Here is a 25,193-nt window from a genome sequence, read left to right on the forward strand (position 1 = left end):
TATCCCCTAACCTAAGAAAACAAGGTTTTATAATCTTTTACCGAATAAAGCTGAAATAGCTAACAAACTTCCTAAACTAATAAAAACACTACCTAGAATACGATTTACCCAACGCATTGGACGAGGATTGTTGAACAGAGGCGCCATTTTTGCGCCTAATCCGGTATAAACAGACATAAAAAGGTATTCAAGACAAAACCAAGTACTAGCTAGGATAATATATTGTGGAAGTTGAGGCGCTTCTGAATTCATAAAGCTAGGAAATAAAGCAATAAAAAATAACAGATCTTTAGGATTGCTGATCCCCACCATAAAGCTTTTCTTAAATAATTTATGCGCAGCATAAGTAGCTGAAACTGAAGTATTAGTGTTAGTCTCAGGAAACTTAATTGCCCCCTCTCGCCAAGCATTCCAACCTAAAAACACAAGATAAATTGCACCCAGTAATTTAATCACTAAAAATAAAGTTTCTGAAGCTGCTAGTACAGCCCCTAACCCAATAGCAGAAATAGTCATTAAAATTAATGCCGATAATGCACCACCTAAAATAGTTGGAATTGCTTTTTTATAACCAAATTTCACCCCATCTGAAATACATAAGATGGCAGAAGGACCTGGACTAAATAGCAATAGGCTAATTACGCTGATATAAACTAACCAAATGTTTAATTCCATTTTTAACTCTTTTTAAGTAAGAGGTATTTATTAATACCGATGACATTTATGTGGAATCTGAATTTTTATTGCAAAAGCAGTTAAATCAAAACGTAAAATAGATGAGCTATTGCTGGGATAACTTACCGTTTTAGGCACGGCTTAAAAAATATGCCTAAAACGGTTAATATTTATTGGTAAGTACCGCGAATAGGATAATTATTTTCAGGTGATTTAATAAATTCTAATCCAGCAGCTAATATACCGATTTCAGGGCGGGCTAGTGGGCCATTAGAAATATCGATCACTTGTACTTGCCCTTTATCGTTAATAACAAATAATCCAGGCTCTGCAAATTGGTGATCAGTTTCTTTTTCTGAACGTGGATTTGAAATATACAAACCCAACGACTGCATCTGCTCTATCGTTAGACCATAATAAAGAGGAAAAGACACCTCTAATGCTGATAAGTGTTCTTGCAACTGCTCTTTACTATCCGCAGATACAGCAACAATTTCAACGCCATTAGCCTCTATCTTCTCTTTATAAGTTTCTAATAAATTCAGATATTTTGTACATAATGGGCAGTGCTTACCGCGATAAACAACAACCATTTTCCAGTCTGCGTTAGCAGAAATTTTTCCTAATTCAATCGTACTTTCTTCTAGGTCAGTAACCATCAGTTTAGGAAATAATGAACCAGCTGTTAATGATGAATGCATCTTAAATGACTCCTTTAAATAGTGAAGATAAGTGAATTTATATATTTTAGGTAATATCGATAAGATTCAACTTAGTTAAATATTATCGGTTACTAATAATCCTTTACTATGAGTTAACGACTCAAACTAATGGATCTAATCATTGATATAGTCGTGTTAAGGATTGAAAATTAAACTAAAAGTAACGGGAACTGCATCACTAATTGAAGGTAGCCCAGCTAATGCTCTTAGCTTTTCAACCCCAGCAGTCAAACCGTAGTTACTTGCATTAATAACTATTGGCATTAATGATGTGACTAGTAACTTATTACTGTTAAGTTTAGTTACTCGTACATCATTAATGACCTTATGAGCAATACCATGGAAAGACAATGTAAGCTGTACCGACTCTGTATAGGTGTCTCCTACATCCAAACGGCCAAGTTTATTTACATCGATAAAGCCACTAGCTGTTGCCTGTAAAAAGCTATCAGTTTCGAATAACTCTTTTTTAATTCTATCATTTCGAATACCAATATTCGTTTCAACGCTATCTAAGTTAATGCTTAAATTAACTTGTCCTGTATCACTAATCGAACCAGTTAATTGTTCAAAGCGATGAACTTCACCTATTTTCAAGCTTTTTACAGTTACAAAATTGAGCTGAGACTCCTCATTAGATAAATCCCATTGTGCCCAAACATTCGGTGATAAAAAAGCCAGAAATAATGCAAGTCGTGATAGCACTTTCATGAAAATCTCCATTAATTTTAGTTAAATTAAAAAACCTACAAATACCATCGTCTTAACATCATGTTAAGTACAATCATTCCATATTTACGGTGGATAGTTGACAATAAGGCTTACAATAAAGGCTAATAACAATATCAAAGATGAACATTTAATCAATCAGTTAAAGAAATTTGGTAATACCGATTACTAAATACTCATAACCGGTATGAAGATTAAGCTGAAATTTCATCAGCCCAAAGAGTAGATTCAACAGAAGAGTTAATAACTTGTGATTCAGTAATCCCCAGAACTTTGGTTAATTGATCGACTTTAGTCCAATCAGATATTTCTACCGCCTCAGCTAATTTTACAAGGTTATTTAGCACGCCCTCTTTCCCTAATAGAGCATCTTTAATTTCTTGGTTAATATTAAGTGGAGTTAAAATAGCTTCCATGTCAGCATCCAATAGTGCATCAATAATCGATAACATCCCGCATAAATAACCTAATTCTTTTTTGTGGTCTAAACCTATTGATGATAATAACATTTCGAAAAATTTTGCTCGTTGCAGTGACATGTTGCTTAAAATGGACGGCTTATCCGAATTCAATGTTTTAATCACAGCAAAGGTAATAAATTTACGAACTCTGTCTTCACCAAGGTATACCAATGCTTGTTGTAACGATTTTATCGGAGACCTCAACATTGAATATTCATTAACGAAATTTAAGAGTTTAAATGATAACCCGGGGTTACTCGCAATAATATTTTCTATTAAAGTAAGGTCTAATTCTTCTTGAGAAATAGCCACTGATAACTGAATTTTTGAACTAACAGTTGAATCTAATATTCTGCTTTGAATTATTTCAGGTTTACTAAAGAAATAACCTTGAAACAGTTCAAAACCAGACGCTTTAGCTTGATTAAACTCATCGTAAGTTTCAACTTTTTCAGCCAAAAACTTAATATCATAAATCGACAGTTTTTTTAGGTATTCAGAGGCTTTAGCTAACGGGTAAGTAGTAATATCGAACTTAATAATATCAATATAAGGATAAAAGCGACGCCATTCTTTACTGGGCACAAAGTCATCTAAAGCAACAGAATAACCTTTCTGTTTGAGCTCAACAACAATATTAAATAACTCTTCACTAGGCGGGCAGTTTTCTAAAATTTCAATAACATAGTTTTTGTGAGGGAAATCAAAAGGTAAGCGCTCTAAAAGACTATCATAACCAAAATTTACAAACCCCGTTTTGTCATCAAGAATCCGTTTTTGATGAACCAGGATTTGATTAACCAATATACTCTTAGTTGCATAATCTGCACTCACATCAGGAAAAGAATTCTCTTCACCATCGCGATACAATAATTCAAAAGCAATCGTTTCTTTATTTCTATCGACAATTGGTTGTCGAGCTACATAAGAAGACATATCCCACCCATAATAAATTGACCATTTCCTTAGCTAACTAACTATCAGCTTAGCTGAGATTTTCCTTGTAGCTAAGTATGCTAGTAATAAATATGCTAATAATTGATATTTAACAAGAATAATATATTTTTAATAAACTATATCACTAAAAATTTAAATAGAAGATAATTGAAAGTGAAAACATCAATATAAAACCAATAAATGAGATCCTCGAAAGTCTTCCTAAAAATACAAAGTTTTCAGCTTCGCTTCTTAAGCATCAAGGTTCAATTTACACATTTCAACGTTTTACTTTTTTACACCTAGAAAAACATAGTATGTTATTAAATAGTAAAATAACTGGTAAAGTAATTTCACTCGTTGAATAATAGCTTACTTATTACATTTAGCCTGTTAATAGCCTAGCTGGCTGTTATCTAGTCTGTATTAGATTCACAAAATAGAGAAGATCTCCTATGAACCCAATTTTAGCTATCCTCAAAGAACACAATGTTAGCGATCAAAAAATAACTTCATTGTTTGAAGCACTTACTGATAATCCAATGATGGCACTAGGTTTGGTACAACAACTTGGCATTCCACCTGAACAATTAAAGCAATTGATGGCCACAATTATGGCAAAACCAGAATTGATTAAAGAAGCGACAGATGAGCTGGGATTAGATTTTTCTAAAGTTGAAGCAGCAAAAGATAAATTGAAACAATAAATGAATAAACATTGAGTTAATCACTTAACTCAATGTTTGAACATATCTATTTGACATTGATAATTAGATAGCCTGATTTGCTAATAAATAAGTTTTATAACCACCGCTTAAGTTCCTCACCTTATAACCTAGGTTAGTCAACAAACGACTAGCTACATGACCTCGTAAACCTACTTGACAATACACCAGTATTTCCTTGTCCTGAGGTAACTGAGTTAAAGATTGACGTAATTGATCCAATGGAATATTAATCGCATTTGGTAACATACCACTATTAACGACTTCACCTTCTCCGCGCACATCAACTAAAACATGTTGTTCGGATAACGAAGTAAGAAAATCACTGTGAAAAATATGCTCTTCCCCCTTAATCACATTAGAAGCAACCAACCCAGCTTAGTTCACCACATCGCGTGCGGAACCAAATGGCGGTGCGTAACATAACTCAAGATCTTGTAAATCAAATACCGTCATACCAGCGCGCTGTGCTACAGAGATAACATCAATTCGTTTATCAACGCCCGCTTTTCCGACCGCTTGCGCACCTAATATTTCTCCTTTCTCAGGTGAAAATAATAACTTCAAGGATACCGGATGTGCGCCTGGGTAATACCCAGCATGATTTGCAGCATGCACATAAATTTTCTGATAAGGAATATCTTTTTTCTGTAACGTTTTTTCATTTAAGCCGGTACTTGCTACAGCGAGATCAAACACTTTACAAATAGCCGTGGCTTGTGTTTTTGAGTATTTTTCCTTTGCACCAAATATAACATTCGCCGCTAATCGCCCTTGTCGGTTTGCAGGACCAGCTAATGGTGCGAGGATTGCATCTCCAGTGACATACTCAGGAGTTTCTACCGCATCGCCAACAGCAAATATTGATGGATCACTGGTGCGCATAAATTCATCTACTTGTACGCCACCTAAAGCACCAATAGTAAGGCCAGCATTAACGGCTAATGATGTTTCAGGTTTAACGCCAACCGCCATAATTAACAAGTTTGTGGTTAATTCAGTCAGATCATTTAACACTAGAGTTAATGAAGTATCCTTATTATTGCAAGGTTTCACTTGTTGCAGCGCTTTTCCTAATACCAAAGTAACATCGTGTTCGATTAACTCATTATGTAACATATTTGCCATTTCGATATCTACAGGGCTCATCACCTGAGGTGCAAACTCCACTAAAGTTACCTTTATACCTCGATGACGCATGGCTTCTACTACCTCTAACCCAATAAAGCCACCACCACATACTGTTGCATGCTGTGGTTTATGGGTATCTATAGAAGTCATAATCGCATCCATATCTGGTAAAGTACGTAAACGATGAGTTAAATGATTATCGACCCCATCAATATTTGGTATAAAAGGACTCGCACCTGGACTTAATATAAGCGCATCATAGGACTCTTCATATTCAATCTCAGCAACCAAATCCTTAACTGTGATTGTTTTAGCCTGTTTATCTATAGATACCACTTCATGTTGCACACGAATATCAACATTAAATCTACTTTTGAAAATTTGCGGTGTTTGTAGAATTAATGCATCACGCGAGGTTATTTCTCCTCCAATGTGGTACGGCAACCCACAATTGGCAAATGAAATATAAGCACCGCGTTCCAAAACAATAATGTCAGCTTGCTCATCTAAACGACGTGCTCTCGCCGCAGCCGACGCTCCACCAGCAACCCCACCCACAATTAATATTTTTTTAGACATAAAACCTCCGAAAATAAATGTCATTTTACGACGTAGCTAAACAGTATTTAGGTCATAAAATGGCGACCAATGCATAATTAAGATAAAATACTACCGCCTTAAATTAGATAAATCTAATTAATAAAAATCTAATTTAGAATTTATTAATGTAGATCAATCTAAATTAGGCTGTTATGATACTAATATTGATAAGTGAGCTATTACCTAAATGAACGAAATAGGTTTTGATTTACTGGGGCTAGGTAAATATACCGCTATGCCATGCAAGATAAACAAAGCAGATAAGTGATTTTAACGAGTAAATAGATCACTTAGTGAGTGTGATTAATATAAGATACTCCTAGTAATCATAAGGAGATTATATGCAAGACAAATTAGCAATGATTCATGAAAATGCCGGTGAAGCCAGTGAATTACTGAAGGTAATGGCTCACAAAGACCGTATGGTTGTTTTATGTTTGCTCTCTGAGGGCGAAATGGGTGTAGCTGAGCTGCGTGAACATACAAAATTAAGCCAATCAGCCTTTTCACAACATTTAAGCGTGTTAAGGAAAAATAAATTGGTAAGCATTCGAAAAGAAGCACAAGCAGTGTTTTATTCGTTAGCTGACGACAGAGTCAATATTATACTTAAGGCTATGCAACAAGCTTTTTGTCCTACATTAGTCTCAGAATAACAGCCACTAACCGATGACTCGCTGCTATCTATTACTAAAACAAAAGATAGAGGTCAGTTATGGATAATTTCACTCCCTGGTCTGCGCTAGCAGGTGGTGCATTACTAGGAGCCTCAGCAGTCATTCTATTGCTGTTTGCAGGCAAGATAGCAGGTATAAGTGGTATTTTTAGCGGTCTTTTGCGACCTCGTAAAAAAGACTTTTTATGGCGTCTACTTTTTATTGGCGGCATGGTGCTCAGTTTCTTTATTTTTTCACCTAATGCATCCTCTACGTTAACTTCCCCTTCTATCGCTTTATATATCATAGCGGGTTTATTAGTGGGTATAGGTACAAGACTTGGAAATGGCTGTACAAGTGGACACGGTATTATAGGTATTGCACGCCTATCAAGACGATCTGTTTTAGCTACCTGCATATTTGTTAGTAGCGCCATTGTTGTTGTATTGTTCCGTTAATAGAGAGAGTTGCCAATGCTTAAATTACTGTCTGCATTAATTTCAGGCCTTCTATTTGGTATGGGAATGATAATTTCCAACATGATTGAACCAACCAAAGTGATTGGCTTTTTAGATGTCACGAGACAATGGGATCCAAGTTTAGCCTTTGTTATATTAGGTGCGTTACTGGTCTTTGCGCCTTGCTACCATTTATTCATTAAACAACGAAACTTTGCGTTGAATGGCGATAAAATAAGCTTCTCAAGAAATACAAATATTGATAGTAAACTTGTAATAGGTGCGATGTTATTTGGTATCGGTTGGGGATTAGTAGGCTTATGTCCAGGCCCAGCATTAACCAGTATAGGTAGCGGGTCTTTATATTTATTACTTTTTATCATAAGCATGTCGATAGGCATGTTACTAGTAGATAGAGTGTTTAAAAAAATAACAATAAACTTTCAGAATCAAATTTTCGATCAGTAGCCAAACCTGCAGCCAATGCTAATATCATGAATCAGTTAAAGTAATTACTCATGATCACATATAATCAATAACCTCCCGGGGATTAAATAAGCACGATTGAGACTATCAAGTATCAATATTCGTTCGTCAATATCCTCTAGAGCACTCCTTTAAATATGATATTTTTAACTTGCTTTGTTGGCCTCATTAATTCTTTCTCGCTCTTCAATTATTTTATCGCTTACAGAGAAAAATGCATCAACCACTTTCGGATCAAAATGAGTCCCCTTACCTTCTTCAACCATTGCTAATGCCTTTGTATCTGAAAAAGCGGGTCGATAACATCTGTCCATAGTTAAGGCATCAAAAAAATCAGCTAAAGCAACAATGCGTCCGCTTAACGGGATCTCCTTCCCTTTGAGCTGTAATGGATAACCTGAACCGTCGTATTTTTCATGGTGTGCAAGTGCTACCTCTTCTGCCATTTGTAATACAGGGACATCAGAGCCTCCTAATATATTTGCGCCATACTCAGGATGTTTCCGCATAAAAATCCACTCATCTGGTGTTAACTGCCCAGCTTTTTTCAATATACTATCTGGTACTCCAATTTTACCAATATCATGCATCGGGCTAGCCTGCTCAAGTAAATTACAATACTCCTCGCTTTGCCCATAAGCATCAGCAATCATGGCAGAAAATCGACTCATCCTTATAATATGTACCCCGGTATCATCATCTTTGAATTCAGCCGCCGTTGCTAATCGTCTAATAGTATCTAAATGTGATGATTCTAAAGCACGGTAAGATTTTTCTTTTTGCTCTAACAAAACCATAAAATCTTGATTGAATCTCTCTAATTGTTTGTAAGCAGCATTCTTTTCATTTTCATTTTCTTCGGCTAAGTCCCGATCACCTAAAAGTTTTTGAAAATCTTCAGCATATCGAAATAACTGAGATTGTAATGCAGCATTCTCGGCTTTTAACATATTCAGTGCATGATGGTATGGCTCAAGTGAAGAGAAAGTGAAATCAAGTTTATTAACGAGTGAATTAACACTAGTATCAATACTATTTTTAACAGACATAAATTCCCCTAGAGTCGACTAACAACTCATTATTGTAACGCTAACTTTACGGTGTCGATCAGTTGTAATGGACTAAAAGGTTTAATTAAATAATCATCAGCGCCAGCATTACTCCCTTCATCTAGATCTGAGCTTTGGCCTTTTGCAGTTAATAAGATCACATAAGGCACTTTTTCAAAAGCGCCACTTTTTAGTTTCTTACACACTTGATAACCATCTATTTCGCCTGGCATCATGACATCTAAAATAACCAGATCAGGCTGAATAACCTCAGCTAGATCCAATGCCCGTTCCCCATAACCGGCTTCATGCAATTCATAACCACCAAACTCTAAAGTCATTCGAACTAATTTTCTTAATTCGCCTTGGTCATCCACAATAAGTACTCTTTTTTTATTCATTACTTAATCCTTAATACATTTATTAACAGTTAATGGTAACCAAAATGTTGCAGTCATGCCTTGACCACTTTCACTGCTATATTCCGTTTTACCACCGTGGATGGATATAATTTCATTAACTAAAGCAACTCCAAGACCACTGCCAGGTGTAGCACCCGACTCATCGGCGCGGTAAAAACGCTCGCCTAAACGTGATAATTGATGAGGTGTCATACCAATGCCCTTATCAATAATACTAATACCAAAATAAGTCTTGCCCAGCTCTTCCCTTAAACTAGTTGATAAAGTGATATCTTTAGATGAATACTTGAACGCATTGCTTAATAAATTCTTTAACACTTGTCGTATTTTATCAATATCAAAAGCAAGCGTAGTTGGCCATGGGACTAATGGGTTAATAATAGCTTTTCGACCTTTAAAGGCCCCCTCAACTTCAACGCACGATGCTTTAATAACACTTTCAATATCCTGTATAGAAAGATTAAACCCTTTCCCAGCTCTTGCTTCAATTCGCGATAAATCTAACAATTCATCCAATAGGTGCTTTAAGTTAAGAGATTGACGATGAATAATGTTGTGCATCTCATCAGCGGTCTCTTTATCGTATTCTCTAGCTAATAATAGTTCGGAAAAACCACAAATACTTGCTAAAGGAGTACGTAATTCATGAGCAGCCGTAGTTAAAAAGTCACTTTTCATCTTGTCCACAATTGTTAAATGGGTGATATCAATAAAAAACAGAATATCTGATGAATCAGGATTAGCTTGATCAATTTTTCGACGGGAAATAGTTAGAACTTTCTCAACGGGTGATTTTAAATACAAAATATTTTCAGTTAATAACTCATCTAATAATGATAAATCCATATGATGGTTATAATCGATGGAATTATGGATTAACTCAGTAAAACAAGCCCAATTATTCCCACCTAATTCACAGCGTTCAGGTGCAATAGAAAACATAGAATAAAATGCAGGATTAACATAAGAAATACTTAAGTCGTTAGCTAATATTAAAAAGCCATTAGGGCTCAAATTAAACACAGCCTGAAGTTCATATTGAAGTCGATTAATTTCAGTCATATCACGAATCACACCCACAATATATTGCTGATTATCAAACTCCATCTGATTGCAATGTATTTCGAGAGCGACGTTCTTACTTTTTAAGGTAAGCCCTTCCACATTTTGTATATGTTTCTCTTTTGAATTAATAATCCCATTTAAATTAAATTTAGGAATGAGATTAAAAATACTCTGTTCTACTATTAAGTTTTCTTTAAGACCAAACAGTCGACAAGCAGAACGATTCATAGAATGAATATCACCCTCAATACTCATCATAAAAATTCCATCAGTGACCGTATTCATTATCGTGTCCATACGCGAATTATCTGATTTTAATTTTTGAGTAACTTGCCCTATTTTTTTAGACATTAAATTAAATGCTTTAGATACATTCGTTACTTCATCACTGCCTTTAATTGGAACCTGTAATCCAGTTTCTCCCTGTGACATTTTTAATGTTGCTTCTTGCAACAAAATTAACCGTTTCGTTAATGCCACGCCCAATAACAATGAGAATAAAGCAACGAATAACATTTCAACAAAAGCAATAGTAGACAGGTGGCTGGTTGCTTGATCAATAATCGAGTGCTGTTCTTCGATAGATAGTCCAATTTCTACTCGACCAAACTGATATCCATCGATCATGATATTGGCATAAGCATCGTAAGTCCCATCAGTTTCAGTATCAACAATCGAATTATCTTCCTTAAAAGGTTGATTTAAGAAATGCTGATTACCGACCTCAGCTAACACTTCGTCGAGGCCCAAAATCCGAATATACAATATTTTAGAGGTGGCAATAGTAGAGTTCAAAATAGAATCTAGTGTAGCAATATCTTGTGATACGACGGCATCAACAGAGGCTGTCGCTAATAGGGTAGAAATATTATTAGCTTGATCTTTAATGTCTAATTCAATTGTTTCATAAAGAATTGATCGGCTATTTAACACTAATATAAAAAGAAAAAAAGTTTCAATAATGGCAATGCCAAAAATTGTTTTCATTTTAAAAGAGAGTTTAAAATTTAACATAATGATTGCTTCTCTGATCAATTCAATAAATCAATTTTTAAAGAACGTACATCATCCCAATCTTTATCTTCACTTTTCATTAGCCCTGTTTTGAAGCCCAATCTCGTCAATATTTTCATACCATCCTCTTGATGATTTAACGATAATAATGCACTTTGAATACGATCCGTTTCTTCATCACTTAAATCAGCAGAAACTGCAAATGCGTGTGGTGTATAACCTTCCGAGCGCCATATCACTTTTAATTTATCTGACTGCGCTTTAGGAAAAGTAGATAAAGTTCGGTCAATCCCCCCACCAGCAAGAAATAACCCTTTTACAACACCACTGTAAACAGAATCATGAGACGAAACATATTGTGGCATAAATGATACCTCTTCGAGACGAAGATGAGCTTGAGGTAATACAGTTGCAGCAAAGGCAGCAGGTGCAGGAAAAGCTATCTCTACACCAGACAACATAGATAAACTTGAAATATCACTGTCTTTACGCACTACTATAATGCCATGAATGCGTTTATCTTTTTGTCGAGCAATGGCACGTAAACCGATGGATTGACTAAATACTGTGTAATGATAAGGATTTAAGTAAGTAATATCATACTCACCAGCGGCTACTCGTTTTTCAAACTCAGGGATATTGGGTGCTGTAGCAAAACGAATTTGATAGCCGGTTTTCTCAGATAAAGAAAGGGTTAATGGTAGCCAGGCTTTTGCTAGATTAGAAGCCGATTGTTGCGGAACAACACCAAGCTTTAAAATTTTACCTTCGGCTAAGACAGTACTTGAAAAAAACATCATAATTGATGCAATAAACAGTGCTTGCATATCAATCACCTCCTATGTGAATGAAAATTCTAATGACCACGTTTCCCTTGAGCCATTTCTCCTTTGCTCAAACTTAAATAAATCGCAGGAATTCAATACGACACAAATACAATGCCAGATCATTTATAAATATAAAAATTACCCCTTAAGTGTAGATTAAAATATAAAGCTCACCACTGACTTAAGGTAAAAAATGTGATGATCTATATAAATAAATTACTTTTATGGATATTTATAAATAGTGGCTTAAGACCCTCTACTCCTGCATAGCATTTAAAAATTTAGGTGACTAACGTCACATTTCCCATTACTATTTAGCTTTATAAAATAATGAGATCTAGCAAGTGTTAAATGAGTCAATTGGCGATATATCACTAACTAGTAGAAAGGAAAATTATGATCTCAGGTCAAACAGCATATCCCATTAATCGAGTTGCTATCATGGTAGTCCTCGCGCTGGGCACTTTTATACTCGGCCTTACTGAATTTTCAATGATGCCAATGTTACCTTTGATCAGTGAAACTTTTAATGTTTCGCCAACTGAATCAGGTTATGCCATTAGTGCTTATGCTATGGGTGTTGTGGTAGGCGCGCCAATTTTGATGCTAACGACTGCTAATATGCGTAAACGCAAAGCCTTATTGATTTTTTTAAGCCTAATGTTTATAGCCAATGGATTAAGTGCTCTTTCCACCTCTTTGAACCAACTTATTTTATTTAGGTTTTTAAGTGGTTTACCCCATGGTGCTTATTTTGGTGCTGCAATTCTCTTAGCGGCTGATATTGCGCCAAAAGGTAAACGCGCAACTTTTATGTCTAAAATATTCATGGGATTAACTATAGCTACTATTGTAGGCGTTCCCTTAGTAACGCTAGTTGGCCAAAATTTAAGTTGGCGATACTGTTTGGCAGGCGCCTCAGTTTTATCCTTAATAGCCCTTGTTTTGGTTTACTTTGTCGTACCAAATATCGATAACAATAAACCTTCAAACCTGCTGAATGAATTGAGTGTATTAAAAGATAAACTAGTCTGGTCTATTTTAGGGATAGTCATTGTCGGGTTTGGCGGTGTATTTTGCATCTATACCTATATCGCAGATACTATCTTAGATGTAACACACAGCCCTGCTTATACGATTTCTATTGCCATGGTAATGTTCGGCATCGGTTGTACTATTGGTAATTATTTCTTAGGTAAAGCAGCCGATGGTTCAGCAATCAAAGCAACGGGATTAAGCTTAGTCTTCACCATTATTTTCGCCCTGATGTACGTAGGTGCGAGCCATAATATCTGGCAATTATATGCGGTGATATTTTTAATTGGTTGTAGTATCGGATTAGCAACATTAATTCAAACGTTACTAATGGATGTTTCTCCTGATGGCCATGCAATGATTGGAGCATTAGTACAATGTGCATTTAATATTGCCAATGCAATTGGACCTTGGGTCGGAGGATTAGCCATTGCACAAGGAGCACAACCAAATCAAACAGGTTATGTCGCAGCAGCGCTATTCTTAGGTGGGTTTATTATGTGGGGATTGAGTTACTTTCAACTTAGTCGTAAAAACCAGTCTATGTTAACATCCTAAAAGAGGCCTCTTTCTATCTTCTATTGAAAGAGGCTTATCAACAACCTGCCAGTAAAGACTATCTCGCGTATTAATCAATAGATTCTCATTTTATTAAAAGTACATTGCACTGCTACTTTGTAGAGGGCTAATATGTCACTCTATCAACCATTTCAAGAGAAATAATATGAGAATAATATCACTACTATTCTGTATTCTAATCAGCTTGCAAGCCAGCGCAGTAACTGAGATAAGCTCCTTTGCCAATAATGACCTAACGAATTGGGAAGAAGAATCCTTTGAAGGCCAATCCACTTACAATATAGTCGAGTATGATCAGCGCTCAGTACTTAAAGCACAAAGTAATAACAGTGCCTCAGGATTAGTATTAAAGAAACGCATTGATCTATTAAAAACACCATTTATAAAATGGGATTGGCTAACAACCTCTAAACTATCAGGGTTAGATGAACAAACAAAATCAGGTGATGATTATGTCGCTAGAATTTATATTATCATCGATGGCGGCTTTGCAATTTGGAGTAGTAAATGTTTAAGTTATGTTTGGTCTAGTAATCAAGCTCAAGGTACAGTATGGAATAACGCTTTTATTGGCGATAGAGTGAAAATGATTGCGGTACGTGGTCAACAAGCGAATATAAACCAGTGGTATCAAGAAAAACGTAATGTTTACCAAGATTTAATAGAGCAATTTGGAGATAAAGGCAGTGAACAAAAGAATCTAAAAGCTTATCGTTATATTGATGTGATTGCGATCATGACAGACACTGATAACAGTGGTGGTCAAGCTGAATCTTATTATGGTGATATTAGTTTTAGTGCTCAATGATTTCTCCTTAATCTTACTATAAACCTTGAATCCTGGAGCCACTTCAATTTAACCTAAAGTGGCTCTACCCACTTTCACTTCATCAATTCACATATTAAGAAAACCTATATTGCATATTTAAAATCAACTGTTTATTCTCACTATCCTTAACATACCTAACACCAGTTATATTAACTAAACGATTTAAATTGCTACCTAGGAAAATGACTCAATACATAACGTAAGCGGATGGCTTTTGGAAACTAATTTATTTGAGTATTTGATAACCTAGTCATCAGGAATAATAATACTTTAAAGGTTATTATTAACAATAAGCTTACAACATAGAGTAAGTAATCTGAATCTGTAAAGTAGATCATTTAATGAGTATAGCTGCTATAAAATTGGAACCATTATGATCGCAACAATAACTAACTTATTCCCTATTTGGGCTATCGCATTATCTGTATTAGCTTTTTTACAACCAAGCTTATTTATCGCTTTAAAGGCTTATATAGTCCCTTTGTTAACCCTTATTATGTTAGCAATGGGCTTAACCTTAACTGCTAAAGATTTTGCACAAGTAAGTAAAAATAGGAAAGCCGTCACTGTCGGGGTGATATTACAATTTACAGTGATGCCAATCGTCGCTTTAGCTATTGCATTATTGCTTAATTTTGATGCTAATTTAACCGTTGGTTTAGTTCTTGTTGGTGCTGTTGCAGGTGGAACAAGTAGTAACGTGATGTGCTTTTTAGCCAAGGGTGACGTTGCTTTATCAATCTCGATGACTGCTATCAGCACTTTATTAAGTGTAATTTTCACTCCACTGTTAGTTGAGTTACTCGCAGGTAAAGCTATTGATATTCCAGTCACTGGTATGATCATTAGTTTAGTTAAGATTGTATTAATTCCAGTTATATTAGGCGTAGTAATTAACACCTTTTTACATAAACCAATTACCTTTATTGCACCAATCTTGCCACTAGTTTCAATGGCTGCAATTGTCGTGATCATTGCAATCGTGGTAGCGCTAAACGTTGATAACTTAGTCACTGTTGGTCCAATGGTCGCAATAGCGGTTATCTTACATAACTCATTTGGTTTACTAGCAGGTTATTTTATTACTAAAAAACTCGGTTTCGAAGAAAGAGTATGCCGCACCATCGCTTTTGAAGTGGGCTTGCAAAATTCAGGATTAGCAGCAGCATTAGCCATGAAGTTTTTTGCACCAACGGCAGCGATTGCCGGTACAATTTTCTCAGTATGGCATAACATTAGCGGTTCTTTATTAGCGGGTTATTGGTCACGTAACTCCGGAGAAGATAAAGCTTAACTCTTTGATTAAATCAGAACTAGCTCAATTAGTAGCTAGTTCTAAGTCATCACACCCCATTACTAGAAAACTATCTCCTCGATAATTTCACATAAACAAATAAAGACAAGAAAATAACTGCTGCCCCTAATAGTTTTTGCAGTTTAATTTCTTCACCCAACATGCTTATGCTTAATAATAAAGTCCAGATAGGCTCTAAAATCATAATCAGTGCTGCAGTTTCAATCTTTACTGAAAATTGTCCAACGCTTTGAAAAAGATAACGAATAGAAGTTGCAATTAAGGTTGAAACAATAAACCAAAAAACCACCGTGTCATTCAGTTGATATGTAACCTCTTCAGTTAACAAGACATAAACAAAGCTCACCACTCCAACGGTTAATAATTGAAAATAAATAGAAACTAAAGGTTTAACTGTATTAGTGACACGTTTATTAAAAATAAAATGAACAGAAAAAAGTGCAGATGATAATAAGAAACACCATTGGCTACTCTCCACTTTCCAACCATTTCCCAACGTTAATAACATCATGCCAATAACCGAGATAGGTAAAGCAATCCAAAATGCGCGTTTGGGTTTTTCTCTAAAAAATAGCCAAGCAGTAAAAGGGGCAATAATCATCGCTAAACTCATGATAAATGCTCCTTCGGAAAGGCTATTAGTAATTGATACCGCGTAGATCCAAACCTGTATGCCTAGCGTTAACATTAGGCCAACACCACATACAGATAAGATTTGATGCATTGTTAAACGGTAGATACTTTTATAGCAAAAAGGCAATAAAATAAAACTAGCGATTAAAAAACGAGCTGCAATAAACAAATCTCCAGGCACCCCTGTTATTACTAGTTTTGAGGCGATCCAACCAATACCGGCAAGCATGGTCGCTAAGACTAAATGGATTTCTCCACGCATAATTTTCTCTTTGCAATGGTTATCGGTAATAGTTAACGACTATATTTTATATATCAAACATAAGGCGCTAATTAATACAAATACGCTAAAATAAAAATACAAAAGCAACCTAACAAAATGGAGAGGTTGCTTTTAATAGATGGCTTTGTAAAAAGTGACATTATGCGTTAATACTTAATAATTATCATTATATTAGTTTGATATTAAACCCTCTACCTAAGAGAGCCTATTATGACTATGTCAGGATTGGTAAACGCTTTTTTTGCAAGTGTTTGAAAAGTTAAAATAGTTTTTAAGGTATAAAATGGTCTATTAATAGCGAATATTAACCTTTTATTAACCCAGATATCACTATAATTGAGAGTAAATAATGGTATGTTCTTTTTCAAAATAATTCCACATATCACAATCTTAATTTAATATGTCATGTAATCTGATGCTGATTATTAATCAATAAGATGTATCAAAATTAATGCCCTTAACAAAAAGGATCTCATCATGAGCTTAACAAGAAAGCGACTATTAACAGGACTCGTTGCCTTTAGTGCATTAGTCACTTTAGTTGGATGTAACAGCGAAACAGAAGTAAAATCGACGACAGAAACAACCACGCCAACCACTAAAGCTAATCACGTAACTCAAGGAATCAGCCTTTCGATGTTTAAAGAAGGGGCATTTGTTGAAGAACCAACCATAGTAGATTGCACAACAGCAGAGGGAACAGAAACAACCTGCTACAAATTCGTTACATCTGGCGCACCAGCAGGCAGGGAACCAGGTCCATTTTGCCCAAGAACGACCAGTGATGGCCCAGAAGATGGCGGAAAATGGTTTAGCAAAGAAGGCTCAGGAGAGTTAGTCGATATTACCGGTGAGTTTATCTTAAAATTAGATGAGTATTACGAAGATGATAAGTGGGCTGTATACGATGCAAAAACTAACAAAGTACGATATACAGCAACTAAAGCTGCTTGTTTAGGTGCAGCTCGTCCGGACGTTGAAGAGCAATACAAGCAAAACTGTATCGAATGTCAACTTGCTTATCTTGACGATGATTTTAGTGTGACTTACTTAATTCCGACCACACCGATTCCAGCAACAAAAACGACTGGTCGAGTTCATACTGTAGGTATTGCACTTGATGGCGCTGAATTATCTGGTCCTGCACCAATTGATGCCATTTTAGGTAGTTATACCATTGCTGCATTTGATGATTGTGGTGGACATATTAATGTTCATCAAGGTTACCACTACCACTCAACAAATGGCTGTACTGATAAATCTGAAGCCAGCGATGATGGGCATGCACCATTAATTGGTTATGCTATGGACGGATATCCAATATACGCAATGAAAAATGCGCAAGGCGAAGAAGAGATGCTTGATGAGTGTCGTGGTACAACTGATGCAATTCGTGGTTACCATTACCATGCAGCAAGTCCAAGCGAAAATATGTTTATCGGTTGTATGCACGGTGAAACAGTCCAAGCGGCAGGTGGCCCACCAGATGGTGGTCCACAGGATGGCAAACGCCCACCAAGACCTGAAGAGTAAGCACCATGATGAATAGAACATTAAAACGTCAATGGTCTTTATTATGGCTAACTGCAATATTATTCGGTGTATCTAATGTTGCTTTTGCACATTCAGGGCCTTTGAATAAGTTGGCATTAGCAGCCTGCACTGAAAAAGCACGTTCACAAGCGTGTCAATATGAAGGGGTGCACGATGATTTATATATTGGTACATGCCAATATATGTCAACAGCGCTGATGTGTGTTAGGAACCAACCAATTCAAAAAGTTGTCAATGAAACAAATGACTCTGAAATAACGCATAAACATGACTAACTTTTAAAAGCTAACAATACTTATAACTACGATGATAAATAAAGACACTATGAACAGACGTTTATAGTGTCTTTTTTTTGTTTAATTAAATATCCGAGAGTTCAATAAACGACTTTAAATCTATTTTTATCTCGTGAAAATATTACTTTTGGAGTGATACCCGAGCAAAAAAGTGTCAATTATATGTACAAATATGATATAGCTCACTACCTGCAGTATTAATTCGATTCAGTACTGGATGTATTTCACAGTTTTCTATACATTGTCAATTTTATGTACTTCTAAAACTAAGGAAAGAAAGATGGACGCAAATGGAATGATTGATTCAGCAACAGAAATTGCGCTGATATATGGACCTAAACTAATTGCTGCAATAGTAGTTTGGATAGTAGGTTCTTGGATTATTAAACTACTTTTAAGTGGTTTAGATAAAATAATGACTAAAAGCAAAGTTGATGCTTCGTTAAAGCCGTTTTTACATAGCTTAACAGGTATGATCTTGAAGGTGATGCTAGGTATTACTGTACTAGGTATGCTTGGTATTGAAATGACATCATTTGTTGCAATTTTAGCTGCTGCTGGTTTAGCAGTTGGTATGGCATTATCAGGTACACTGCAAAACTTTGCAGGTGGTGTAATGATCTTACTATTTAAGCCATTCAAAGTAGGTGACTTCATCGACGCACAAGGCCATGCAGGTACAGTTCGTGAAATTCAAATTTTCAACACTATCTTAAAAACAGGTGATAATAAAACAATCATCTTACCAAATGGTGGTCTATCAACTGGTTCAATGACTAACTTTTCAACGGAAGAAAAACGTCGTGTAGATTGGACAATTGGTATTGCTTACGGTGATGACATCGATAAAGCACGCGCAGTAATCAAACAAATGTGTGATGCTGATACACGTATCCTTAAAGATCCTGAAGTTGTTATTGTTGTCTCTGCACTAGCTGATAGCTCAGTGAACTTCACTGTTCGTGCATGGGTTCAAGCACCAGATTACTGGGGTGTATTCTTCGATATGAATGAAAATGTATATAAAACATTCGCAAATGAAGGCCTTAGCATTCCATTCCCACAAATGGATGTGCATGTACACAAACAAGGTTAATCTTATTTAAGATTTCATCCAAAAACCGAATGTATTGCATTCGGTTTTTTTATGACTAAAAATTAAAATTAGGACCAATTTTTCAATTAATTAAATAAATAATCACGTATAATTTGGCCCCGTTTCTAACTACTAAATCATTAACTTTATTACTTTAAAACCTAATTCAATCATTGAACCGAATAGTTTAAAAATAATGAAAAATACCACTCTTTCAAGGACTTCTATGAGTAACCCAAAATCTTTCTATATGTCAGTTTGGCGCTGGCATTTTTATGCAGGGCTTTACACAATTCCATTCCTAATGATGCTCGCCGTAACTGGTTTATTAATGCTTTACTCCCCTGTTGTTGAAAAGTGGACAAATCAAGATTTATATCAAGTTGAACAAGTGACTCAATCGCCTATTACCTACTCAGCACAAAAATCATTGGTTGCTCAGGCTTACCCTGATGATGTTATTAATCTATACACTCTCCGCGCAGCCCTAATGATTCAACACGCTTCCAAATAATGCATAATGATGAAGCTTTAACGGTTTTCGTAGACCCTTACCAAGCAAAAGTTTTAGGAGAACTCTCAATCTCAGACTCGCTTTATGCGTGGGCTGACGAAACACATGGTACCTTCATGATTGGAGATACTGGTGATAAAATGATTGAAATTGCAGTTAGTTTTACTATTTTATTAGTCATCACAGGTATTTACTTATGGTGGCCTGAGTCGGGTAAAACACTTAAAGAGGCACTCTCCATAACCGCAAATAAAGGGCGCGCTTTTTGGCGTGATTTGCATTCAGTAATCGGAGTCTGGATTTCAGCAATCTTATTATTTTTCTGTGTATCAGGCTTAGCTTGGGCAAGTGTTTGGGGAGGCTCAATGTTACAAGCCTGGAGCACTTTTCCAATGCAAAAAAGTGCAAGCAGTGTTTCATCAACTATCACTCACGAAAGTTTAAATGTACCAGGATTAAAACAAATCCCTTGGGGGTTAGAGCAGTCTTTATTACCTGAGTCTGAAAAAACCAAGACAACTCAACAAATAAGTATTGATAGTATTATTAAGCAATCACAAGCTCTAGGTTTCACTCAATTTCAAGTGTTTTTTCCATCAAGTGAAACAGGTGTTTATACCACTTCAGCCAGTTCTATGAGTAAAGATATTGAGAATGCAACTGACGATCGTACTGTTCATTTTGATCAATACTCAGGTAAAGTATTAGCCGATATTGGTTATGAAGAATATAGTTTAGCTGCAAAATCAATGGCAGTCGGTATTTCTTTACACATGGGACAATGGGGAATTTGGAATTATATAGTTAACACCTTATTTTGTTTATCTATCTTATTGATATCTATAACAGGTGTTGTAATGTGGTGGATGCGTCGACCACAAGGAAAAATGCTATTAGCAGCGCCTCAAAAACCTAAGAACCTAAAACGTTGGAAACAAGCCACTTGGTTATTATTACCAATCTCACTATTATTTCCACTTGCAGCGGCCGCAATAGTTACTGTTTTAATATTGGATCGAATTATATTATTTGTCTCGCCTAGAACAAGAGCTCTATTTGATTAAATAGCCCTTAACGTTAACCAAGCTCTAGTTGCTTGGTTAACGCATATAAAGGTTATATCGTAGAGCTAATTGCTACTCTTTTGTTTAAATAATGATTGAGAATTAACGCGCTAACAATGATAACTGCACCAATACTTAACCTCAGTAAATCAGCTTGTTTATTCCAAATAAGTAAATTAACTATAATGCCAGCTGGAATTAACAAGTTATTCATAATAGCTAAAGTTCCCACATTGACCATGGTTGCCCCCTTATTCCAAGCAAAATAACCAAGACCAGATGCAACAGTACCCAGGTAAAGCAATATCCCCCATTGTGTATTTGTTGTTGGTAGCTTACTAGCGTCACCAAACAAAACATAACAAACCGTAGCCACACACAGAGCACCAATAAAAAACCAGCCAAAAACTGTTTTATGGTCTAACTCACTTTTAGACATTAAGCGACTATACGCCACCTGCCCTATCGCAAAACAAAGATTAGCGCCTTGCACTAATAACAAACCAAACCAAAAGTCACTGCTAATATTACCGTAACGAATAGCCACAGCTCCTACTACAGAAATAACAGCAACGAGAAAAAATTGAGGCTTAAAGCGCTTATCCAACGCATCATTCAGTAAAGTGACATAAATGGGTGTCATGACCGAAAATAACAACACTTCTGGTACCGATAAATACAAAAAAGAGTGGTAATAAAAGACATACATAACCCCTAACTGGACCGCACCTATCATCATAATACGAACAGCCAAAGGCTTATCAACTTGCTTTATTTTTAAAAAAGGGAGGAAAATTAATGCCGCTAACGCAATACGAATAAACACACTAAACCAAGCATCGACCTGACCAGCCAAATATACGCCAATCAAACTAAAAGAGAACGCCCAAAGTAGGGTTACCGATAATAAATAAGCCATAGTAAATCCATTTGAAAATAATTAGTAAAATTTCGTAATGGAGTATACACAAACGAAACCTACAAAAAGAAATTCAGTTTATCACGTTAATCAGATATTTAACTGTGACTTTCTATAGTCAATTAAAATGAAAAGGCTTTAACAATCAAGTTAAAACCTTTTATAAAATCAAATAATCTTAAAGTGAATTTATAGGGATTACATCTACTTCAATAGGAGAATAACAAACAGTTGATGATGCTGTGCCATCGTATAAATTTGTATTGGTCTCTTCACAAACATCTTGCTCAACTGCTAATCGCCCATCACTACCTGACCCCCAAGCATAAACAATATTGTCTTTTGTAACTGCAAAATGACTTGATGTATTAGCACTCATAGATACAATAAATTCTTCATCTAAAGTTGTATTCTTAACAGCCTCTACTGATATTTGACGTTCAATGCCAGAGCTATCAACTTCATAACCATTACCCATATAACCAGTCCCCATATCACCCCAAGAATAGATATCGCCAGCTTCAGTTAAAGCACTGGCATTACGACTACCACCTTGGAAAGCAATGATACGATCTGTACCTAACGCACCAGAGCCTGTAGACAAATGATCAATAACTTCAGGTATCAATACACTTTCAACATCAAACACTTTGTAGATAGAGCCACTTAACTCTGCAGTTCCTTGTGCTAGCGCTCCATAAGTATTGTTGCCCCAGCCATAAACTACACCATCATTATCCACAGCTAAACCAAAGTCTGCCCCTGCTTCAATAACAACAATATTTTTGCCTTCTAATATTTTTAGAGGTGTTGAACGATCCACACTGACACTACCGTCACCAAGCTCACCTTTACTAGAGTTATTGCCCCAAGAATAAACATCACCTGTTTCCGTTAATGCATAAACGGTATAATCACGAACTGCAATATCGACTACGGGTTCAGAAATTAACACTAAACCAAAGGTGGTTTGATCATCCGAAGCATCATCTAATCGACCTAATTGCAAATTACCATTGTCTCCAGAAGAATAGACATTACCAGAACGAGTAAGGACATATGTGTTAGCGCTTCCAGAAGTTGCATAAATCGCTAAATCATCATTAGGTAATACGACTTCCGTTGGAAATGTTACTGGAGCACTATTGCCTAAACCTAATCCACCTAAAGTATTCGCACCAAAAACAAATAAACGGCCATCCTCGGTAACCATTGCACCATCTGTTTGATCTGTTGAAATACGATTAAACGTTAAAGAATCATCGCTTAAAGTTACCCAACCTGAATTTGCATTATAAAGACCATATTGACGTGCAATATTACCTTCGATATAACAGGCATTCTCTTCATCAGTATAACTATCATTTCCTTCTTTATTTAACTCTGTACCAGGTTCAAGGTCAGTGTCAGACTCTCTACCTAATTTTAACCTTAATTCACTACCACAGTAGCGACTTGGTGACTCAGCATAAACAACACCACCATAATTTTCACCAAAACTAAAAGGTTTGCCCGCAGCTGTTAATCCAAGAGTATGATGATTACCAGCTGATAAAGTCGTATAACTTCCTAAATTCATATTTTTCGCATAAGCAAATACTGTAGTATTAGTCACCGAACTTGTTGCTTGATCAAAGTCAGCATCAGAAATATCAATAAAATCTAGTTCTTCATCGCCTAAAACACTAATATCCAAGCTTAGGCCATTATAAATGTCGTTATCATCGTCTAACGCTAGCATCATTTTTAACAGCTTTATCGATTGCGTTTGACGAGCACTACTTTCTTCCACTAAATCAGAAATATAAATAGTTGAGTCTGCAGCTACAGCAGACAAGTTATAACCCGCAAGACTAAAAGTGATTGTTTCACCGTCTCTATACTCAAATGATCCAGATTCATCGGTTGTGCCATAAAGTGTATCAGTAGCATAACTTAAACCAGAAACAGCCACTTCTAGTTGCCCATTAATGACATCAGATAATTCTGTTGATTCATCGTTACAAGCAGTCATCAATACAAATGATGTGCTTAATACCAACAGCTTAGTTAACTTAATATCCATATTTTTCTTTACACCTACAATAATGATAATAGTTATCAATATATTAATTAGGGAAGCAAAACACTAATAAATTTACATTTTTTACTAATTTCAAAGCTTTATAGATCAATTATTTATATTCAATAAAAAGTAAACTTAAAATTTTTAATATCGATACTACAAGTGAATTAGAAGATGTCTTAGAAGATGCAAGCGCAGGGGGTAAAATTATCGTTGCACCTAGTATCTATACAGATAAGTTTAATTAGATGTGGGGGCACAAAATAGACCAATTTGAATTACCGGCAAAACTTACCTTGAAATACCAATACTTGGTGGCGATGATTAATGCCGCTCAAGAGCGGCATTTTTATTACTTATATATTAATAAAGTATTAATAATTATATTGCTGTTCAATAGCAGTTTTTTCAGCAAGATACTGATTACTATCAATTTGATTTGTTACCAATTTATCAGCCAATATACTAAGCTTTTTTTCTTTATCTTTACGCAATTGATATTTAGTCACTGCATAATTGATAGACATAGAACCGTCATAACCACTAACAGGATCCCACAATACAGAAACAGGCCAAAATAGTAAGTTTATTACTCCTAAGCCAGGTTCACCTGCGTAAAAAGAGCCAAAACCAGGTAAAATACCTAAAACTGCCCCAACAGTAGGATTTTTTTCTTCAATTAATACTCCGTCTTGTTCAAAAGCTGCATATTCTTTTTTTTCTACAGAGTTCAACCCTCTTGCACAGCCAGATAGTATTAAGACTGTTAGAATTACCGTTAGTCCGTTTATTAATTTCACTTGTGTTTGTCCTTAAATCTTTAAGTTATAAAATACTCATAACTTACGTATTAATGTAATTGTCGAATTTCTAATGAAAAACTACTGTAAATACTATTTAGAAAATAGCTGCGCAAGAGTATATAACTCGCATTTAAAATCAATAAATTATTAAAAGATAAATAAAATTATATAATTAATAACCTAAAAATGTTTAATAAAATAACAAAAAGCCCTTGTTTGCATTTAACAAACAAGGGCTTTTATTTTTATGGG

The 25,193-nt window shown here is 35.6% G+C and carries 24 protein-coding genes and 1 pseudogene; 12 read left to right on the forward strand and 13 right to left on the reverse strand.

Annotated features, from left to right (window positions below):
- Window positions 1–27: 27 nt before the first annotated feature.
- From V5290_RS01470 to V5290_RS01485, 4 genes are all read right to left on the reverse strand, one after another.
- The gene (locus V5290_RS01470) at window positions 28–675 is read right to left on the reverse strand and encodes a LysE family translocator (protein WP_333380996.1); all 648 of its coding nucleotides are present in this window, start codon (window positions 673–675) and stop codon (window positions 28–30) included.
- Window positions 676–845: 170 nt separating this feature from the next.
- Window positions 846–1,376 (reverse strand): redoxin domain-containing protein, encoded by a 531-nt coding sequence (locus V5290_RS01475; RefSeq protein ID WP_333380998.1) that lies wholly within the window; start codon window positions 1,374–1,376, stop codon window positions 846–848.
- A gap of 156 nt (window positions 1,377–1,532) precedes the next feature.
- Window positions 1,533–2,108 carry a YceI family protein gene (locus tag V5290_RS01480; RefSeq protein WP_333381000.1) on the reverse strand — a complete coding sequence of 192 codons (576 nt, stop codon included), beginning with the start codon at window positions 2,106–2,108 and terminating at the stop codon, window positions 1,533–1,535.
- 212 nt (window positions 2,109–2,320) lie between these two features.
- Window positions 2,321–3,523 (reverse strand): EAL and HDOD domain-containing protein, encoded by a 1,203-nt coding sequence (locus tag V5290_RS01485; protein ID WP_333381002.1) that lies wholly within the window; start codon window positions 3,521–3,523, stop codon window positions 2,321–2,323.
- Between the two features lie 455 nt (window positions 3,524–3,978).
- Here V5290_RS01485 and V5290_RS01490 point away from each other — a divergent pair, with 455 nt between their 5' ends.
- Complete coding sequence (locus V5290_RS01490) at window positions 3,979–4,230, forward strand: DUF2999 family protein (RefSeq protein ID WP_333381004.1); 252 nt, start codon at window positions 3,979–3,981, stop codon at window positions 4,228–4,230.
- A gap of 63 nt (window positions 4,231–4,293) precedes the next feature.
- On the opposite strand, the pseudogene V5290_RS01495 reads toward V5290_RS01490, so the two are convergent.
- Window positions 4,294–5,958, reverse strand: a pseudogene (locus V5290_RS01495) (FAD-dependent oxidoreductase).
- Between the two features lie 362 nt (window positions 5,959–6,320).
- On the opposite strand from V5290_RS01495, the gene V5290_RS01500 reads away from it, so the two are divergent.
- The 3 genes from V5290_RS01500 to V5290_RS01510 are packed head-to-tail and all read left to right on the forward strand — an operon-like array spanning window position 6,321 to window position 7,561.
- On the forward strand, window positions 6,321–6,635 hold the full coding sequence (locus V5290_RS01500; RefSeq protein ID WP_333381006.1) for a metalloregulator ArsR/SmtB family transcription factor: 315 nt from the start codon (window positions 6,321–6,323) through the stop codon (window positions 6,633–6,635).
- Window positions 6,636–6,694: 59 nt separating this feature from the next.
- On the forward strand, window positions 6,695–7,093 hold the full coding sequence (locus V5290_RS01505) for a YeeE/YedE family protein (RefSeq protein ID WP_333381008.1): 399 nt from the start codon (window positions 6,695–6,697) through the stop codon (window positions 7,091–7,093).
- Between the two features lie 15 nt (window positions 7,094–7,108).
- The gene (locus V5290_RS01510; protein ID WP_333381010.1) at window positions 7,109–7,561 is read left to right on the forward strand and encodes a YeeE/YedE family protein; all 453 of its coding nucleotides are present in this window, start codon (window positions 7,109–7,111) and stop codon (window positions 7,559–7,561) included.
- Between the two features lie 164 nt (window positions 7,562–7,725).
- On the opposite strand, the gene V5290_RS01515 is transcribed toward V5290_RS01510, so the two are convergent.
- The 4 genes from V5290_RS01515 to V5290_RS01530 are packed head-to-tail and all read right to left on the reverse strand — an operon-like array spanning window position 7,726 to window position 11,956.
- Complete coding sequence (locus V5290_RS01515) at window positions 7,726–8,628, reverse strand: HD-GYP domain-containing protein (RefSeq protein WP_333381012.1); 903 nt, start codon at window positions 8,626–8,628, stop codon at window positions 7,726–7,728.
- Between the two features lie 29 nt (window positions 8,629–8,657).
- Complete coding sequence (locus tag V5290_RS01520; protein ID WP_333381015.1) at window positions 8,658–9,029, reverse strand: response regulator; 372 nt, start codon at window positions 9,027–9,029, stop codon at window positions 8,658–8,660.
- A 3-nt stretch (window positions 9,030–9,032) separates the two neighbouring features.
- Window positions 9,033–11,129, reverse strand: a complete 2,097-nt coding sequence (locus tag V5290_RS01525) for an ATP-binding protein (RefSeq protein ID WP_333381017.1) — start codon at window positions 11,127–11,129, stop codon at window positions 9,033–9,035.
- 17 nt (window positions 11,130–11,146) lie between these two features.
- Window positions 11,147–11,956, reverse strand: a complete 810-nt coding sequence (locus tag V5290_RS01530; protein WP_333381019.1) for a phosphate/phosphite/phosphonate ABC transporter substrate-binding protein — start codon at window positions 11,954–11,956, stop codon at window positions 11,147–11,149.
- Between the two features lie 396 nt (window positions 11,957–12,352).
- On the opposite strand from V5290_RS01530, the gene V5290_RS01535 reads away from it, so the two are divergent.
- The 3 genes from V5290_RS01535 to V5290_RS01545 all read left to right on the forward strand — a co-directional run bounded on the left by V5290_RS01535 (window position 12,353) and on the right by V5290_RS01545 (window position 15,693).
- Complete coding sequence (locus tag V5290_RS01535; RefSeq protein ID WP_333381020.1) at window positions 12,353–13,549, forward strand: MFS transporter; 1,197 nt, start codon at window positions 12,353–12,355, stop codon at window positions 13,547–13,549.
- A gap of 166 nt (window positions 13,550–13,715) precedes the next feature.
- Complete coding sequence (locus V5290_RS01540; RefSeq protein WP_333381022.1) at window positions 13,716–14,378, forward strand: DUF3047 domain-containing protein; 663 nt, start codon at window positions 13,716–13,718, stop codon at window positions 14,376–14,378.
- Window positions 14,379–14,772: 394 nt separating this feature from the next.
- A complete protein-coding gene (locus tag V5290_RS01545; protein WP_333381024.1) occupies window positions 14,773–15,693 on the forward strand; it encodes a bile acid:sodium symporter family protein in 921 nt (306 codons plus the stop codon).
- Window positions 15,694–15,763: 70 nt separating this feature from the next.
- Here V5290_RS01545 and V5290_RS01550 read toward each other — a convergent pair whose 3' ends face one another.
- A complete protein-coding gene (locus V5290_RS01550; protein ID WP_333381026.1) occupies window positions 15,764–16,609 on the reverse strand; it encodes a DMT family transporter in 846 nt (281 codons plus the stop codon).
- Between the two features lie 498 nt (window positions 16,610–17,107).
- On the opposite strand from V5290_RS01550, the gene V5290_RS01555 reads away from it, so the two are divergent.
- From V5290_RS01555 to V5290_RS01575, 5 genes are all read left to right on the forward strand, one after another.
- On the forward strand, window positions 17,108–18,163 hold the full coding sequence (locus V5290_RS01555) for a YHYH protein (protein WP_333381028.1): 1,056 nt from the start codon (window positions 17,108–17,110) through the stop codon (window positions 18,161–18,163).
- Window positions 18,164–18,168: 5 nt separating this feature from the next.
- The gene (locus tag V5290_RS01560) at window positions 18,169–18,459 is read left to right on the forward strand and encodes a hypothetical protein (protein WP_333381030.1); all 291 of its coding nucleotides are present in this window, start codon (window positions 18,169–18,171) and stop codon (window positions 18,457–18,459) included.
- A 301-nt stretch (window positions 18,460–18,760) separates the two neighbouring features.
- Complete coding sequence (locus V5290_RS01565; RefSeq protein WP_333381032.1) at window positions 18,761–19,576, forward strand: mechanosensitive ion channel family protein; 816 nt, start codon at window positions 18,761–18,763, stop codon at window positions 19,574–19,576.
- Window positions 19,577–19,802: 226 nt separating this feature from the next.
- Entirely contained in the window at window positions 19,803–20,090 is a 288-nt protein-coding gene (locus V5290_RS01570; RefSeq protein ID WP_333381034.1) for a PepSY domain-containing protein, read from the forward strand.
- A complete protein-coding gene (locus V5290_RS01575; protein ID WP_333381036.1) occupies window positions 20,090–21,154 on the forward strand; it encodes a PepSY domain-containing protein in 1,065 nt (354 codons plus the stop codon). Before V5290_RS01570 ends, V5290_RS01575 begins: the two co-directional genes overlap by 1 nt.
- A 52-nt stretch (window positions 21,155–21,206) precedes the next feature.
- Here the strand turns inward: V5290_RS01575 and V5290_RS01580 are convergent, their stop codons facing one another.
- The 3 genes from V5290_RS01580 to V5290_RS01590 all read right to left on the reverse strand — a co-directional run bounded on the left by V5290_RS01580 (window position 21,207) and on the right by V5290_RS01590 (window position 24,938).
- Window positions 21,207–22,073 (reverse strand): carboxylate/amino acid/amine transporter, encoded by an 867-nt coding sequence (locus V5290_RS01580; protein ID WP_333381039.1) that lies wholly within the window; start codon window positions 22,071–22,073, stop codon window positions 21,207–21,209.
- Window positions 22,074–22,251: 178 nt separating this feature from the next.
- Window positions 22,252–24,138, reverse strand: coding sequence for a hypothetical protein (locus tag V5290_RS01585; protein WP_333381041.1), 1,887 nt, complete (start codon window positions 24,136–24,138; stop codon window positions 22,252–22,254).
- 374 nt (window positions 24,139–24,512) lie between these two features.
- Entirely contained in the window at window positions 24,513–24,938 is a 426-nt protein-coding gene (locus V5290_RS01590; RefSeq protein WP_333381043.1) for a hypothetical protein, read from the reverse strand.
- Between the last annotated feature and the right edge of the window lie 255 nt (window positions 24,939–25,193).

This window comes from Psychromonas arctica, assembly GCF_036697365.1.
Classification (GTDB): domain Bacteria; phylum Pseudomonadota; class Gammaproteobacteria; order Enterobacterales; family Psychromonadaceae; genus Psychromonas; species Psychromonas arctica_A.